The 14474-nt window shown below is 67.2% G+C and carries 15 protein-coding genes and 4 pseudogenes; 9 read left to right on the top strand and 10 right to left on the bottom strand.

All coding sequences use genetic code 11. The features are described from left to right. Nucleotides 1-11: 11 nt before the first annotated feature. The 3 genes and pseudogenes from AAFF41_RS51430 to AAFF41_RS03380 all read left to right on the top strand — a co-directional run. Nucleotides 12-245: pseudogene (locus tag AAFF41_RS51430) on the top strand (hypothetical protein); the annotation flags it as partial. 798 nt (nucleotides 246-1043) lie between these two features. Further along, nucleotides 1044-1703, top strand: coding sequence for an alpha/beta hydrolase (locus AAFF41_RS03385; RefSeq protein WP_343323430.1), 660 nt, complete (start codon nucleotides 1044-1046; stop codon nucleotides 1701-1703). 123 nt (nucleotides 1704-1826) lie between these two features. Beyond that, nucleotides 1827-2285: a TetR family transcriptional regulator C-terminal domain-containing protein gene (locus tag AAFF41_RS03380; protein ID WP_343323429.1), complete on the top strand. Its 459-nt coding sequence runs from the start codon at nucleotides 1827-1829 to the stop codon at nucleotides 2283-2285. A gap of 150 nt (nucleotides 2286-2435) precedes the next feature. Here the strand turns inward: AAFF41_RS03380 and AAFF41_RS51425 are convergent, their stop codons facing one another. The 5 genes and pseudogenes from AAFF41_RS51425 to AAFF41_RS03365 all read right to left on the bottom strand — a co-directional run bounded on the left by AAFF41_RS51425 (nucleotide 2436) and on the right by AAFF41_RS03365 (nucleotide 7560). Next, nucleotides 2436-2618: an IS3 family transposase gene (locus AAFF41_RS51425; RefSeq protein ID WP_415926020.1), complete on the bottom strand. Its 183-nt coding sequence runs from the start codon at nucleotides 2616-2618 to the stop codon at nucleotides 2436-2438. Next, nucleotides 2582-3523: a D-2-hydroxyacid dehydrogenase family protein gene (locus tag AAFF41_RS03375; protein ID WP_343323428.1), complete on the bottom strand. Its 942-nt coding sequence runs from the start codon at nucleotides 3521-3523 to the stop codon at nucleotides 2582-2584. Before AAFF41_RS03375 ends, AAFF41_RS51425 begins: the two co-directional genes overlap by 37 nt. 173 nt (nucleotides 3524-3696) lie before the next feature. Continuing rightward, nucleotides 3697-4839, bottom strand: a complete 1143-nt coding sequence (locus tag AAFF41_RS03370) for a hypothetical protein (protein WP_319753072.1) — start codon at nucleotides 4837-4839, stop codon at nucleotides 3697-3699. A gap of 403 nt (nucleotides 4840-5242) precedes the next feature. After that, a pseudogene (locus AAFF41_RS51420) lies at nucleotides 5243-5650 on the bottom strand (alpha/beta fold hydrolase); the annotation flags it as partial. 1156 nt (nucleotides 5651-6806) lie between these two features. Continuing rightward, nucleotides 6807-7560, bottom strand: a pseudogene (locus tag AAFF41_RS03365) (transposase). Between the two features lie 48 nt (nucleotides 7561-7608). Here AAFF41_RS03365 and AAFF41_RS03360 point away from each other — a divergent pair. Further along, nucleotides 7609-7902: a hypothetical protein gene (locus AAFF41_RS03360; RefSeq protein WP_343323427.1), complete on the top strand. Its 294-nt coding sequence runs from the start codon at nucleotides 7609-7611 to the stop codon at nucleotides 7900-7902. Between the two features lie 313 nt (nucleotides 7903-8215). Further along, entirely contained in the window at nucleotides 8216-8752 is a 537-nt protein-coding gene (locus AAFF41_RS03355) for a hypothetical protein (protein ID WP_319752961.1), read from the top strand. 123 nt (nucleotides 8753-8875) lie between these two features. Here the strand turns inward: AAFF41_RS03355 and AAFF41_RS03350 are convergent, their stop codons facing one another. Together AAFF41_RS03350 and AAFF41_RS51415 are read right to left on the bottom strand one after the other, a co-directional pair. After that, nucleotides 8876-9022, bottom strand: a complete 147-nt coding sequence (locus AAFF41_RS03350; protein WP_319752960.1) for a hypothetical protein — start codon at nucleotides 9020-9022, stop codon at nucleotides 8876-8878. 14 nt (nucleotides 9023-9036) lie between these two features. After that, nucleotides 9037-9147: pseudogene (locus tag AAFF41_RS51415) on the bottom strand (IS5/IS1182 family transposase); the annotation flags it as partial. A 349-nt stretch (nucleotides 9148-9496) separates the two neighbouring features. Here AAFF41_RS51415 and AAFF41_RS03340 point away from each other — a divergent pair. Then, on the top strand, nucleotides 9497-10180 hold the full coding sequence (locus AAFF41_RS03340; RefSeq protein WP_319752959.1) for a maleylpyruvate isomerase family mycothiol-dependent enzyme: 684 nt from the start codon (nucleotides 9497-9499) through the stop codon (nucleotides 10178-10180). Here AAFF41_RS03340 and AAFF41_RS51410 read toward each other — a convergent pair. Both AAFF41_RS51410 and AAFF41_RS03335 read right to left on the bottom strand, forming a co-directional pair. Then, a complete protein-coding gene (locus AAFF41_RS51410; RefSeq protein WP_351519322.1) occupies nucleotides 10167-10388 on the bottom strand; it encodes a heme-binding protein in 222 nt (73 codons plus the stop codon). The genes AAFF41_RS03340 and AAFF41_RS51410 overlap by 14 nt on opposite strands. Nucleotides 10389-10467: 79 nt before the next feature. Beyond that, a complete protein-coding gene (locus AAFF41_RS03335) occupies nucleotides 10468-11325 on the bottom strand; it encodes an MBL fold metallo-hydrolase (protein ID WP_343323426.1) in 858 nt (285 codons plus the stop codon). A gap of 294 nt (nucleotides 11326-11619) precedes the next feature. Here AAFF41_RS03335 and AAFF41_RS03330 point away from each other — a divergent pair, with 294 nt between their 5' ends. Together AAFF41_RS03330 and AAFF41_RS03325 are read left to right on the top strand one after the other, a co-directional pair. Then, nucleotides 11620-12645, top strand: a complete 1026-nt coding sequence (locus AAFF41_RS03330; protein WP_343323425.1) for an MBL fold metallo-hydrolase — start codon at nucleotides 11620-11622, stop codon at nucleotides 12643-12645. A gap of 72 nt (nucleotides 12646-12717) precedes the next feature. Next, entirely contained in the window at nucleotides 12718-13323 is a 606-nt protein-coding gene (locus AAFF41_RS03325; protein ID WP_319752956.1) for a CGNR zinc finger domain-containing protein, read from the top strand. 134 nt (nucleotides 13324-13457) lie between these two features. Here AAFF41_RS03325 and AAFF41_RS03320 read toward each other — a convergent pair whose 3' ends face one another. Then, a complete protein-coding gene (locus AAFF41_RS03320; RefSeq protein WP_319752955.1) occupies nucleotides 13458-14180 on the bottom strand; it encodes a hypothetical protein in 723 nt (240 codons plus the stop codon). 86 nt (nucleotides 14181-14266) lie between these two features. On the opposite strand from AAFF41_RS03320, the gene AAFF41_RS03315 reads away from it, so the two are divergent. Next, nucleotides 14267-14404, top strand: coding sequence for an SDR family NAD(P)-dependent oxidoreductase (locus AAFF41_RS03315; protein WP_319752954.1), 138 nt, complete (start codon nucleotides 14267-14269; stop codon nucleotides 14402-14404). Nucleotides 14405-14474: the final 70 nt, after the last annotated feature.

Below are 14474 nucleotides of genomic sequence, written 5' to 3'. Positions count from 1 at the left end.
CGAGGAGTGCGTTGATCATCCGCGGTCCCTACCCGGACATCGCCATCCCGGAGGCCTGCCTGCCGGAGTACCCGTTCGCCGAACTCGGCACCGATGACGCCGACCGCCCTGCCGTCATCGACACCTTCCGTCGTGGCTGCACCTACGGTCAGTTGACCGCCGCAATCGGCCGGGTCGCGGCTGGTGTGGCCGAGCGCGGTCTGGGCCGCCACGACGTGGCCGTCGACTTCTCTCCCAACTGCCCGGACTGCCCCGCGGTCTTCCACGGTGTGCTGAGCGCCGGCGCCGTTTGCGCACCGGCAATGCGCTCTACGCGCCGGCCGAACTGGCCCATCAACTCCGCGATTCCGGCGCCCGGGTGCTGTTCGCCTCCGCCGATTTCCTGGACCGGGCGCGCGTCGCGGTCGCCGAGGGCAAGGTCCGGGTGGAGGAGATCATCGTGCTCGGCCCAGCCCGGGGTGCGCCGGCCCGGTCCGGGAGACCGGCTTCGACGGCCTGTCCAAGGGCGGGCCCGGAACTCAGGGCGACTTGTGGTGCCGCGGTCCGAACATCATGCGCGGCTCTCTCGACAACCCCTGGGCGACCGCTGCCACGATCGCCGACGTCGCTGTGGTGGGGGTGCACCACGATGGAGAAGAAGTGCCCAAGGCATTCGTCGTGCGCCGCGCCCCCCGGTCTGGATGCCGAGGAGATCCACGCGTTCGTCGCGGCCAGGGTCGCGCCGTACACGAAGGTCGGGCGGGTCGAGTTCCTGGACCAGATCCCGAAGCTCCTGGCCGGCAAGATCCTGCGCGAGGACGGCGTCTACGGGAGTCGGCGATGTGACGGGCGGCGAAGGGGCCCGAACGCGGGACCGGCGGCAATGCCTGCGTCGATGATGAAAACGTCGGCCGCGTGGTGCACTCCTCGGCAGGCGCTGATGTCCTGTGCGCCGCCGCTTCGGGGTGCGACCGTGTCGGTGACGGCTCCGTGCGAGCCGTGGACGAGTTCGCTCGGCTCGTGTGCCCGAGCGGTTCGCTCGGTCGACGAAAGAGGACGATGAGATGGCCGCGCATGTGATCGTGTTGCCAGGGGGCGGTTATGAGGTGCACGCCGCTCACGAGGCCGAGCCGATCGTCGATTGGCTGATCGGTTTGGGCTTGGAGGCGAGCGTGTTCCGGTATCCGCTCCACTCGCGGCATCCAGCGCCGCTCGCGGCACTTCAGACCGAGATCCGGCGCCTGCGGGACAAGGGGGCCGACACGATCGGGGTCGTGGGCTTCTCGGCCGGTGGGCACCTCGCGGGCCTGGCGGCCCTCGCTTCGGACGTCGATGAGCGGACATCGGTTCAGTTCGCCGTTCTCGGCTATGCGATCACGTCGATGGAGACCGAGACGTACCGTCCTTCGCGGCTCATTCTGCTGGGTGAGGACGCGTCGCCGGAGCTGCGTCGTTCGCTCTCGCTCGACGCGTTGGTCACTTCGTCGGCTCCTCCGTTCTTCCTCTGGCACACGGCGGAGGATCCTTACGTTCCGCCGGAACACACGTATCGCCTTGCTGCGGCGTTGGCCGCCGACAACGTGCCCCACTCGGTGCACGTCTTCCCCCACGGCCCCCACAGCCTGGGCCTTGCTCATGGGGCTGGAGCGGCATCGACCTGGACGCGCTTCGCCGCGTCATGGATGGGCGAGCAGACCGGTGCTCGAACGCCTCACGGAGCTTGACAGCGCCGGCCCCATTGCGATGCCGGGGAGTCTGATCGGGAGTTCCCTGGGATGCCGAACATCGAGCGGCCTCACTGGGGCGGCGCGATGTCTAGGTCGATCCCACGCTCAAGCAACCTGTACGTGCGTGTCTTCTCCGACTACTGCCGAGACCTCGTCGCCCAGGCCCGCGAGCAGCTGCAGGGCGGCCCGAAAGCTGCGCTTCCCTCACCCATGGCGCGACTCGAGTACTACCTCGTCTCCCTCGCCCTCGCCTTCGCCGGCGAGTCGCCCCACCGTGGATTCTTCCTCACCAAGGTCACCGTGGACCGTGCCGGTGAGGACGAGGAGGTGGCGCAGACGGCCCGCCGCGCGTTCGACGATCTCGCCGGCGTCCTCGCGGGCGCGATCCGCGACGCCCAGGACGCAGGGGAAGTGGCCGACCATGTCGACTCCTCGGCTCTGGGGTATCTGCTGCTGAGCGTCATCAGGGGCATCGATTCCATCGCCAAGGCGGATGTCGACGCCACGACGCTCGAGCAGGCGGCGCGATCCGCCGTGGCCCTGATCCCGAGGGCAGAGCCACCTCGTGCGGAGGTCTGACCCCCGCTGAAGCGCGGCGGCCTGCTTCCGCAACGGCACGCGGTCCAAGACAGCAGGAACTCGGCCGTCTGGTCGACGGTATGCAAGCGATTGCCGACGGCCGGAGCGAAGTCCTCGCCGACGAGCCCACCAGGCAGCTCAGAGCTACCCTCACCCAGTCCCCTCAGCGTTGACTCGGGCGACCCGCTCGCGGTTCACGCGCTGTCCCACACGCCGCAGTTCGGCGTGGGTGCGCGGGACGCCGTGGGTCTGGCGAGAGGCGACGTGGATGGCGGTGATCTCGTGGGTGAAGACCGTCAAGACAGCATGCGAACAGGTGTCCCGGCATTCCACGCGGCGATGTCCTCGACCGCGTCCCGATAGAAGACCTCGTACAGATCCCGACTTACGTAGCCGATGTGAGGTGTCACCACAGCATTGCTCAGTGAACGCAGAGCGTGGTCGGCCGGCAGAGGCTCGCGATCGAAGACATCCAGCGCCGCTGAACCGATCCTCTTCTCGACCAACGCCCTGAGCAGCGCCGCCTCGTCCACCACAGGCCCACGCGAGGTGTTCACCAAAATCGCCGTCGACTTCATGAGGCCCAGTTCACGCTCACCGACGAGGCCGCGCGTGCGTTCACTGAGTACTACGTGAATACTCAACACATCGGAGCGCGTGAACAATTCGTCTCGCGAAACGTATGTCGTTCCTTTCGCCTGCGCGTCCGCGGGGATCAGGTTCTTGCTCCAGGCGATGGTCTCCATGCCGAAAGCGCGTCCAATCTCCGCTACCGCAGTCCCCAGTCGCCCGAGGCCCAGAACTCCCAGAGTGGCACCCCTGAGACTCACCCCCAGCCCCTCTTGCCATCCACCTCGGCGAACGGAGTCGACCTGCTGTGGGATCAGGCGTGCTGCGGAAAGAATGAGTCCCCAGGTGAGTTCAACCGTCGGGTACGAGAAATACCCCGTACCGCACACGGTGATACCCAGACGGTGTGCGGCATCCAGATCGATTGCCGCGTTGACCGGCCCGGTGGTGACGAGCAACTTCAGACGGGGCAATCCTTTGAGGGTTGAGGAGGGGAAAGGGGTCCGCTCTCGCATGGCCACCACTACCTCGTACTCGGCGAGCGCCATCACAACCGCCTCCTCGTTCTCGAAGGCTTCAGCGAAGACATGCACCTCGGCGGGGAGCGAATCCCAGTCGGCCAGGCCCAGCGCAACGCCTTGATAGTCGTCCAGAATCGCGATTCTCATGCGGAATCCTCCCATTGTTGCCGATTGGACCGAAGTGTCGGTGGGCGGGGTTTGCACTTCCTGACGCGGCTGGTCCGGCGAAGCACAGGGGAGCCTCGTCCAGCCGCCCGCGGGGGAAGGAGCATTCAAGGTTCACACGCTACGGACTGTCGCGGCCGGAGCGTGAGCGGCAGTCAGCCGCGATCAGACGAGGCTTTCAGCATCGTGGCGGGTTCTTTCGGCGGCACGGTGAACGCCGGGTGCCGTGTGGTGCCGTTGCCTGGTGCGGAGTGTCTTTCGTCGGTGTCGGCCCAGTGGGCTATGGGTGTGTCGTCGGTTGTGGCCCGGTGTGGTGTGGGGGCTGCCGGGCGTTGTTCGGTGGTGCGGAAGGCCAGCAGGACTGCGGAACCCGCGGCCCACAGGATGAGTGTCGCCAGCGGGGCGAGGACGTGGGAACTCTGGAAGTAGCTGAGGTCGGCGATGGCGCGGACGGCGGCGCCGGGGGGCAGCAGTGCCGACACGGTCCGTGCTCCGCTGGGCATCAGGTCGGCACCGACGGTCGCGCCGCTGGTGGAGTTGCCGACGGTGAGCAACAGCAGGGTGGCGAGAGGGATACCGAGGGGGCCGACGTAGGTGGCCAGCATCTTCGTGGTGAAGGCCGCGGCGGCGGCCAGCAGGGCCAGGACGAAGGCGAGGGGGAGATACGGTGCGGGGACGGCGTCGAGGATGGGGCCGGCGATGGCGGCCGCGACAAGGCCCGACGCTGCGGCGAACCCGGCCATGAGGGTGAAGCGGTGCCGCAGGTGGAGCAGGCCGCTGAGTCCCACGACGTTCTGGGCGAGGGCGAAGCCGGAGAGGGTCACCCCGAAGGAGACGTAGAACCCGGCCAGGCCGCGGGCGTCGTACCGGTCGAGCGGCACGATGTCGGAGACGCTGAGGTGCTGGTCGGCGCCGTGTGCGTAGGCGGTGACGAGTGTGGTGACGGCGGTGGTCGTGGACAGTCCGTTCGCGCTCGCGACGTCGAGTTTGAGGTCTTTGCCGTGAGGGCCGGTGCCGAGCACGGCCACGATGTCCCGGTGGCGCAGCGCATCGCGTGCCTCGGTGGTGGAGTCGGCGCGCCGGACGTCGATCGAGTCGCCCAGGGCCTGCTGGACCTTGTTCGCCAGCTGCGATCCCGTGACCGCCACGGGGATCCGGTGGGGCTGGGGGTCGCGCATGAGTCCGACGTAGCAGCTGACGAACGCCGAGACGATGACCAGGCCGATCAGGAACGGCTGCAGCCAGATCCGGATGGGATGGCGGCGCCTGTGATGCGGGGGGCGGGGCTGGGGATGCACTCCGGGTTTCTCCATGACTGGTGGTGGGATCGACGACAGGGGGACCCGTTCGCGGTAACACCATTGGGTTCCTCACCGCCGGGTCACCCCCTCGAGCCGGGCGGCGGTGGCGACGGCCTCGGCGATCGCGGTGCACACCTGGGCGACGCCGGGGGAGTAGGAGGTCGTCGCTGTCGCGCCGTGCCACGGCCGATGTGATCGCCGTCTTGCCGCGGCGGTGCAGCGCGAAGACCGGCTTGCTGTCCCGGCCGACGGCTTCGCGGTGCTCGCCTGACGTGGCGCTTTCTGCGTTCATGACTGCAGTTCCTTCGTGCGCGTCGCGTCTGCATGCCCTGGGCAGGCGAACGCGACGGCTGCGGTGGAGGTCCGTTCCCCCCGGGCTGGTGCCGTGCGGTGGTGAAGGCCGGAAGGTGTCCATCACCTCGTCGGGGTGCCGGGTGCCGGCCAGCGGGACCGGGGTCACCAGGACCAGACCGAGAGCCCGGTCGGGGTGCTGTGCGGCCACCAGCTCGGCCACCGCCCATCCCAGGCTCTGCCCGACTATCACGAAGGGCTTGCCGAGGGCGTCGGCCACGGTGCGCACCTCGTCGGCGAACCGGGCGTAGGTGAACGGCCCACTCGCCTGCGTGCGGTCCCCGCTCTTGGCCAGGCCGAGGGTGACGCATGCGATGCCGGGGGTGGTGAGTTCGCCGACCAGGCCGTCCCAGACGTACTGGTCGTCCAGGAAGCCGTGGACGAACACCACAGCGAAGTCTCCCTCGCCCTGCCGCCGGAACCGCACATCGCTCGTTCCGACCCGCTCTGTCCTCATTGCCGCCCTCACTTTCCCGGGGCGACCCCGACCTCGCCCGAGGTGGACCATTCCTTGGTGTTGATCGGGGACGACGGCGGTGAAGAAGGAGATGGGCGCGAGATTGGCCACGCCATCGGTCGACACCGTGCTGACCCAGGCCACGGCGCGCGGAATGATGCTTCCGATCAGCAGTTTGTACGCGTGGGCGGCGTCGAGTTCTGCAGCGTCAATGATCATCGTCACACCTCCATCAGTGGGAACGCGGCAGGGGAACAGCGCTGCACGCCGTACGACCACTGCCGGGAGAGCGACTCATGGGTGGCGCCGGGGAGAGGGGGCGCTGCATCTCGAGTCCCGTTGAAATAATCGTATGCCTTTTGGCTATGTCGCGCAAGACGGACATTACGGCGCCGTATCACCGTGCCGGGAGAACGCAAGAACATAGCTGTATCGCGGTTGTCTCTGGCGGAGAGCGCCAGCGCCCGCTGTGGTGACACCCAAAGAGGAGTTGGCCGATGAGGATCCTGGTGGTGGGCGTCGACGGGAAAGGTGGACCGTCCTGTGTCCCCGCGTGATTGGAGTGCCCTGCTCATACCCATGGCGCGGAACAGAAATCTCAACTGGACGGCCACAGCCAAGAGTGCGGCCCGACCGCGGCCGCCATGTCGTCGACGGCCTGCTCAAGCCCGGCGGTCTTGACCGCCAGCAGGACGATGTCGTAGGGGGCGTCGATGTCCCGGGCGGACCTGGAGAGTACTGCTCGTACACCGGCAACCTGGGAACGGGCTCCGTGCTCTCCTCCTGTGCCAGGGCGACGGTGCGTCGGACCAGGTGGGGAACAAGCGATCCGGCCGTCGTGTCCGCGGGGGCGAGGGCGTCGGGTACCTCGGCGCCGACCATTGCAAAGAGGTCCGCCGTATGCAGACCGAGCACGGGAGTGAGCCCCCGAAGCAAAGATGGGTTCGGCGCTCCGCTGTTGAACACTGTGCGCAGTTCGAGCTCGGCGACGTCGGCGAGTTGGGCCAAGGCATCGATGTCCAGCTGCCTGAGACTCGCTAGTCGCTCCAGCACGCCCAGGTCCGCATCCCCCGCCATCCGGCCGGCCTAAAGGCTGTCCCACAATGATCAACTGACTCGACATGGTCAGCATCGACGATGCCCACCTTGGGTCGGTCTATCCGGCGAGCGCGAGGAGCATGGCGTGATGAACGCCGTCGCCCTTCAATCGGCAGTCGCGGCGGACCTTCCAGCTCTTCATGCTGGCGAAGGCGTGTTCGACGCGGGCGCGGACCTCGCGGTGTGAGCGGATGTGTTCCTCTTTCCAGGCCGGGAGGTCGACCTGGCCTGGTTCACGGCGGTGCGGGATCACCAGGCCAGTGCCGCGGTATCCGCCGCCAGCGATCACCGTGGTGTTGCCGACGACGGCCTTGGCTCCGGACAACTCCCATGCGATGTCGTGCAGTCGTTGCGGTTGCCAGGTCGAGGTCGGCCAACTGCGACGACCAGCCGTGTATCGGCGTCGATGACGACCTGGTGGTTGGTGGAGTACCGGTAGTTTTTCGACTGCTCTGCCACCGCATGGTCACGTGTGGGTACCAGGGTGCCGTCCACGATGAGCACGGTGTCCTTGCGGAACCGTCGGCGCGGCCGCAGTGTGAGCAGCGGTGCGATTCGGTTGATGATGCGGTCGGCCGCAGACTTCGAGATACCGACAGGGCCGCGAGCCGGCGCAGCGTCAAGTTGGTGCGCCAGTAAGCCGCCACCAGCAGGACGCGGTCTTCCAGAGGCAGGCTCCACGGCCGGCCTCGGCGGACCGTGTCCGCTCCCTCGCGGCGCAGGGCGGTCACCAGCTTGCCGAAGCAGCGCGGGCTCGGCCCGGTGAACGGGCCTGTCCAGGACGGCTGTGACGCCGTGATCACACCAGCCACGAGAAGATCGTCCCACCGCGCTACGAACTGCCGGAGAGGGAGGCACCCATGGAGACAGGCTTGGTCGGTCGTCTGGAAGAGGCAGCGAATCGTTTCATGATCCCCCTGCGCTTGAACGAGGGGTTCGATGAGCAGGCACTCCTTCAGCTACAGGAGGAGATCGATCACTGCGGGACGGCGTGGAGGGAAGGAACCCACGTACCGAAGCGTGCGGCGTTGATCCTCGCCGAACTCTTTCCAGCGATCGAGGCTTGCGCCTGGCTGTACGACGGGAACGTGCGCCAGCGGATCCAGGAGGCGGGAGCGATGGTGTCTGAGGCGGTGACCGCTGCTTTGGACTGAGCGCCTTCCTGTAGGCCCCAGCGCGAAGGGGCGCGAGCGGGCGGCTCAGCAGGAGCTGGGGACGAGCCCAGTGCGGCGGGACACTCTTAGAGGTCGTTAAGTCCGATCTTCCTTGGTTCGTGATCGCTCGATCGTGGTACTGATCGCCGCCCGGGCCGTCTGCCGCTGAGCGCCTGCGGGCAGGCGCTCAGCGGCCCTGGCCACGCCTCCAGTAAGCCGACTCCGACCCGGCGTTCTCCCGGGACAGCGGCGGGAGGGGAGGTACTGGCGTAGGCGGAGCAACAGTTCATAGAACACGTGGTTCAATGACCGCATGGTGGAGGACCGTACATTTCTGGGGCCGCTGGAACTGACCAACGGCCGTTGGGGAGTCGGGGACGCCACACGACCTGACGCCCACTGGGTGGAGTTCCGTCCGGACGGGCTCTACCAGCACGAGCCAGACTCCGAGGGACAGTTGATCCCGTGGTCCAGGATCATGAATGGCATCTGGATCACCTGGGGCAAGCACTCCTGGAACACAAACAGCAGAGGCGTATACACGCTGAGGGGAATGGTCGCCACGCGCAACGGCGGCTGGATGCACACGACACTGCGCCACCCGTACGAGGACCACCAGCTGCGCTTCGACCAGCACACGCGCCCGTACCGGGCGGTGGACGCCCTCCGGCTGGAGTCCCTGCTGCGGCAGCTCACCACTGAGGGAAAGCTACATCTCCTCGGCGACCCGGAATGGGTGGGTCGTGCCGCGGAGTACCTGGCCGGCGGGAAGAACCGCTGGATTACCGGCCGTGCACTGCGGCAGGTGGCGGCGGAGGCCCTGGCAGCAGCCGGCCCTGGCAGCCCCTGACAGCCGCCATCGCCATCGGCGCCGTGGGCGGACAACAGACATCAAGATTGCCACTGCGGACTGGGCACGGCCCTCACCCCGCCATCGCCGGAGAGCACCCTATCTGCGCCATGTGCAAGGTCATCAAGTCCGTTTCTGGTAGCGGCCTCGTTCGGGTTGGGCGAGGAAACCTTGCCGGGTGAGGCGTCCGAGGCGGCTGCGGGTGACGTTGACGGACGCCTCGCCGATGGGCATGTCGAGGAGTTCGTGCAGCTCACGAGCTCGGAACACTAGCGACCCTGGCAGCCCGTCCGGTTCTGGTAGAAGATCGCGTTCACGACCTCCTTCAGGTCGCAGGACCCGGGGTCCCCGGTCGCCGAACGCGCCACCCGATCCTGCTTCCAGGCCGTGATCATCGGCTCGATCAACGCCCCCTGCGCATCCGATAAGTCGCTGGGGTACGGCTCTCTCTCCACGCCCGCATCCGAACATGGACATGCCCATGAGGTGGCCCCGTGCAGCGATCATTACCACGAGCGGGCGATCGCAGACCGGGGAAGAGCGGACTTAACGCCCACTTGGCATGGTGATAAACCCGCAGCAGTAACCGAACGCACGCTGCTGGGGCCGGACAACGACGTATCCAGCCCTCTGGCCGGCGAAGTTACTCCGACGTGCGCCAGACGCGACCTCGACCGTACCGAGGACACGGAGCGCGTTTGAGGTCTACTTCCGCGCCAGTTCTGGTTGGGTAGCTTGATCGGCATGGATCAGGGGCGGGTAGTTGAAGCGTTTCGGCTTGAGGCGGGGCAGCTCGCGCAGGAGATGGCTGGGGTTTCGGCGGCCGAGTGGGGTCTGCCGACGCGGTGTGCACCGTGGAACGTGAGCGACTTGCTGGCTCATGTCCGGGTGGTGATTGCCTGGCTGCCGGGCATGCTGGCCGCGCCGGCGCCGATCCGGGCCGAGGTCTCGGCAGTGGAGTACTACCGGCCCGACGCCCGTTTCGCTCCGGGCGCCAACGCGGCTCGGATCGCTCTGGCCCAAGATCATGCGGCCGAACAGCTCAGCGGTGCCGCACTTGCCGACGACTTCAACGCCACTTGGCAAGAGGTGGACCGACTGTGCCGGGCCGAGCCCGAAGGGCGTGTGGTTCGCACCCGGCACGGCGATCCGATGCTCCTGTCGGCGTTCCTGCTGACACGCGTGGTTGAGGTCGCCGTGCACGGCCTGGACCTGGCCGACGCCCTGGGGCGCGAGCCGTGGCTGACTTCCGAGGCCGCAGATGTGGTGCAGGGACTTCTGCTCGGACCGGACGGGGCAGCGGCACCGGAGAAGCTGGGGTGGAGTCAGCTTCGCTTTCTGCGCAAGGCGACGGGGCGCGAGCCGATTACCAGGGAGGAGGCATCGGACGTCAGCCGCCTGGACATCCGCTGGCTCACGCTGGGTTGAGAAGTCGCCAACTGACGCCAGCCAAACGCTGCGGAACGGTTGCTGGATGCTGTCGACGATCCCCCCAGGGTAGGTCGATCTGGGCGGAGGGCTTCAGTGCAATCAGCGCAGTGCGCGCCTTGGCCACAGCGATTCGGGTGGTCATGGGCATACCGCCATCGTCTCGCCGCAGGACGATCACCTCTCCGGCAACGTCGACAACGGCCACCGCGGGCGGAGGGAGACCTCACTCCGCACCGACCGCCAACGCGGCTTGCACCAACCACCGTGCCTTGGCCAACTTCAGGTCACTTTCCCAGTAGTCCGACCGCTCCGTACCACACCGGACCCGGGTTGAGCAGATCCGGGTAGAGCCCTGTCATCCGGTCGAAGAACTCGCGGGCAGTCGGGTTTTCGTTGAGCAGCCGGATGGCGTCCAGCAGGTACTGCCGGGTTCTGTCGAGAATGGCGGGATCATCCGGCAGGTCCTTGTTCTTGTGGCCGGCCACAACCGTGCGCGGCTCGAGCGCGGCGACGCGATCGATGGCCGTAAGCCATTTCTGCAGGCCGCCATTGCCGCCTTCGAGGATGTACTGGTGCACCCCGTTGTAGGCGACGTCGCCGGCCACCACGAGGCCGATGGACGACACGTGCAGGACGGACGTCTCGTCGGTGTCCGTGTGCCCGACCTCGACGGCCTGGACGAGGTTGCGCTCCAGCTGGAAGCCATCGGCGGGAACGGGCTGGGCAAGAACCGGGCTGTCGGGGATCAGGCCGGGGAAGCGCTTGTCCCACATTTGTTCGCGCCCGTCGGTGGCCTGCTGGTGCATGACCTCGATGGTGCCGCGGGTCGCGTAGACGATGACGCCGTGGAATCGCTTGACGAGTTCCGCGGTGCCGAACCAGTGATCGCCGTGCCCGTGGGTGGAGTAGATGTGGGTCAGGCGCCTGCCGGACCGCTCGACCCAGTCACCGACCTGTTCGGTCTGTTCACGGGTGAAAGGCGGATCGACCAGGACGGCGTTCTCTTCCCCGAAGATCAGCGTCGAGGTCAGCGGTGAGGAGACGAGCCGGTCACCGTTCGGCAGGCGTTCCTCGCCGGCCCTGGCTGTGCCGTCCGAAACGAAGGTCTCGTACTCCAGAGAGCCGGGTGCGGATCCGGTCATGATGACTCCTCCCTGAGGGGCAACGTGCGGCCCACGCGGTCGTCTGGTCACTAGCTGCGGCGGCGGACCGCTTGCGCAGCGGAATTCAATGCCTACACGACGACGACCATGCGACATAATCACACGCACATGGGTTCTGTCATTGGATCGAGCTGCTTGCGGCTGGAGAAGTGCGACAGGCCAGGCAGCATTCACAGGTATCGATATGGCTGATCGGCTACAGCTCCCTCGTGGCTGCCTCTGAGTCCCAAGGAAGCGATCATGCCCGGAGCGCAACTGAGCTGGAGTGTCCACGTGGCGCCGTCGATCCCCACCGAGATCGCGGAGCTGCCGCCCGACGTCCCCCGGCGCATGTGGTCGCCCATCACGGCCACACTGATCGCAGGCGAGCGCGATGCGGTGCTGGTCGACGCGCTGATGACCGCCGAGCAGGCCGACCGGCTGGCCGACTGGGTTGCGGCGAGCGGCATGAATCCCACCACGGTCTTCGTGACCCACGGGCACGGTGACCACTGGTTCGGGCTGGGCACCCTTTTTGAACGTTTCCCGGGGGCGCGCGCGGTGGCGACGCCCGCGGTGGTGGAGCAGATGAAGAAGCAGATGGCACCCGAGTTCGTCGCGTCGTTCTGGGACAAGCGCTTCCCGGGCCGGATCCCGGACAGGCTCGTGGCCGCGGAGCCGCTGGCCGGCGATCGGCTGGAGCGGGAGGGCCATGACCTTGTCGTCGTGGGACTCGGGCACACGGACACCGATGACACCCCCTGTCTGCACGTGCCGTCGATCTGTCCGCACGTGTCGTCGATCGGCCTGGTCGTGGCCGGAGACGCCGTCTACAACGATGTTCACCTCTATCTCGCCGCATCGCCCGCCGAGGGCCGCCGAGCCTGGCTGGACGCACTCGACACCATTGCCGCGCTGGAGCCAGAAGCGGTGGTCGCGGGGCACAAGAACCCCGACCGTCCTGACGACCCGAAGGCAATCGCCGAGACCCGGCGCTACATCCACGACTTCGAGGCGGTCGCAGAGCACACCGAGACCACTCTCGACCTCTACCGCGGCATGTCGGAACTGCGTCCTGGCCGGGTCAACCAGGGGACTGTGGGGCTCGGCGAGGTCCGCCAAGGGCTGACCGGCCGGGCCGTGGCCGCCCGGTCACACCATGGTCGGGGCGCCCGGCGCTGGGAGGCGTCAGCCGAGTGCGTATCCGACGTGCAGATGCTTCTGCCCCCGACTCACCCGAGCGGCACAGCCTGCAAGGGCGAACCCACCGGGCCCGACGCGGAACTTCGGGAAACCGACACTCGTCATTCGGAGAGTTAGACTTCCAGACGTAATAAGTAAATAGGCTATGGACATGTTGCTGTAGCTGCCGTCACCGAAAGAGATCCGCGAATGTCCTGGACTGCGACCGCCCGATACGGCCTGGAGCCCGCCCCGGGCGGGCTGGCCTTCGTGCAGGACCTGCTCAACACGCTGTCCGCCGGCAAGCCCCGGGAGTCCGACCTTCTGCAGACCGCCGAGGGCGCCCGTGGTTGGCTCGACCAGGCATTGAAGAGCTGGAGTGGGGTGTCCCACCGTCCCGCACCCGGCATCGAACTGACAGCCGAGGACGTGCAGGGCCTGCGCGATTTCCGTCATGACCTGGGGCAGAGCCTCCACGCCCAGCTCGGTGACTCGGCGACGGAGGTCGGCCCGGCGGCTTCACTGATGACCTTGCCCACCGCGCTGCGGCTCGACGAACATGGGGCCATCCATGCCGAGCCCCGCGGCACGGGATGGCGGCAGGTGGCGTCACTCGCCCTCATCGAGGTCTACCAGGCGCAGTGCACCGACACCCTGCGCCGCCTGAAGGCCTGCCGAAACACGCGCTGCCTGGTTGCCTTCTACGACCGGTCCCGCAACAACAGCGGCGTCTGGCACGACGTCCACGTCTGCGGCAACGCGGCCAACCTGCGCAACTATCGTGCGCGCAAGCGGGCCGGCGCCGATCAGGTCTGACAGTCGGCCCTCCGGCGCGGTCCTCGCCGTTGTGCCTCGCTCGCCGGCACCTGAGCCGCCCGCCGCAGGAGGGCTTGCTGTCATTCGTATGTGCTCCCCGGCGAGGAACCAGGGCTCCCGCTTGGCTGGTGCTGTCAGAAGTAGTGGACGTCGCGCAGGTCGATACTGACCATGAGGTGATCGTGGTCGGGACGTCCGTCGGACCGGCGGAGGTACGCGCGACGCCTGGTCGGGAACTTGATTCCGTCTGCTTCATCGATGTCGTAGACGTACTGCGCGGCCGCGAAGCCGCCGGCGATGTCAACGTGGTAGTCGTGGCGCCTGAGCAGATAGTCGTCCCCGAAGTAGAAGTCCTGCACCGTGCTGTGGCTTGCGATGTCGTCCGGGAAAGTGACCCGCAGATGACGCCATCGCTCAGTCGACGACTCGTTCCACGGTTCCGCCTCCTCTACGCCCATGCCGCTCATGATCGCGAAGAACGGCGTGGTCAGGTACGTCCACAGGGCATAGCCGTTGAAGTAGGCGCGGTCCAGTGGATCCCAGGGCGTTTCCAGGGTGTGTCCCCGGAATGACGCTCGTGGATTGGAGCGCTCGGCTACGACGGTGCCGTCGTCGCGTTCGATCGCGATGCGGTCGGGTGTGAAGTCTGAGCGCTGTTCGGGAGCCCCGAAGGGGCGCACTGAAGCGTGTTCCTTGTGCATGTCGACAGTCATGCGGCGTGGCTGGAGGTCCTGGGGCAGGCCCTTGCCCGCAAATAGCTCTCCGTCACTGACGATGGTGGCAGTCACGGTTGCGTGCCGGCCCCACCGCTCGGTGCCGCCATGAGCCTTGAGAACTGCTGAGAGCAGGTTGGTCACATCTCCTCCAACAGCCGGCGAGCAGGGTGCTCGGTTTGCGCCTTACGGAGCCTGGAAGGGCTCGGAGACTTTGATGCCGAAGCTCGGTGGACGGGTTGCTCACCGTCTCCGGGCTGGGCGCGTACTGCGCCGGCAAGCACGCACTCGAAGCCATCGCCGCGACCCTGCGCGACGAGCTCACGCCCATCGGAATCACCGTCCAGACCATCGACCCCGGTCCGTAAGAAACCGGCTTCAACGACCGCATGGCCGACGCCGGTCCCGCCACAGGCGTGATGCGCCCGCCCCCTGGGA

Source organism: Streptomyces mirabilis (assembly GCF_039503195.1).
In the GTDB taxonomy this organism is placed as follows: domain Bacteria; phylum Actinomycetota; class Actinomycetes; order Streptomycetales; family Streptomycetaceae; genus Streptomyces; species Streptomyces mirabilis_D.
Note: the sequence above shows the minus strand (reverse complement) of the source record. Positions and strands in the feature narration are given on the sequence as shown.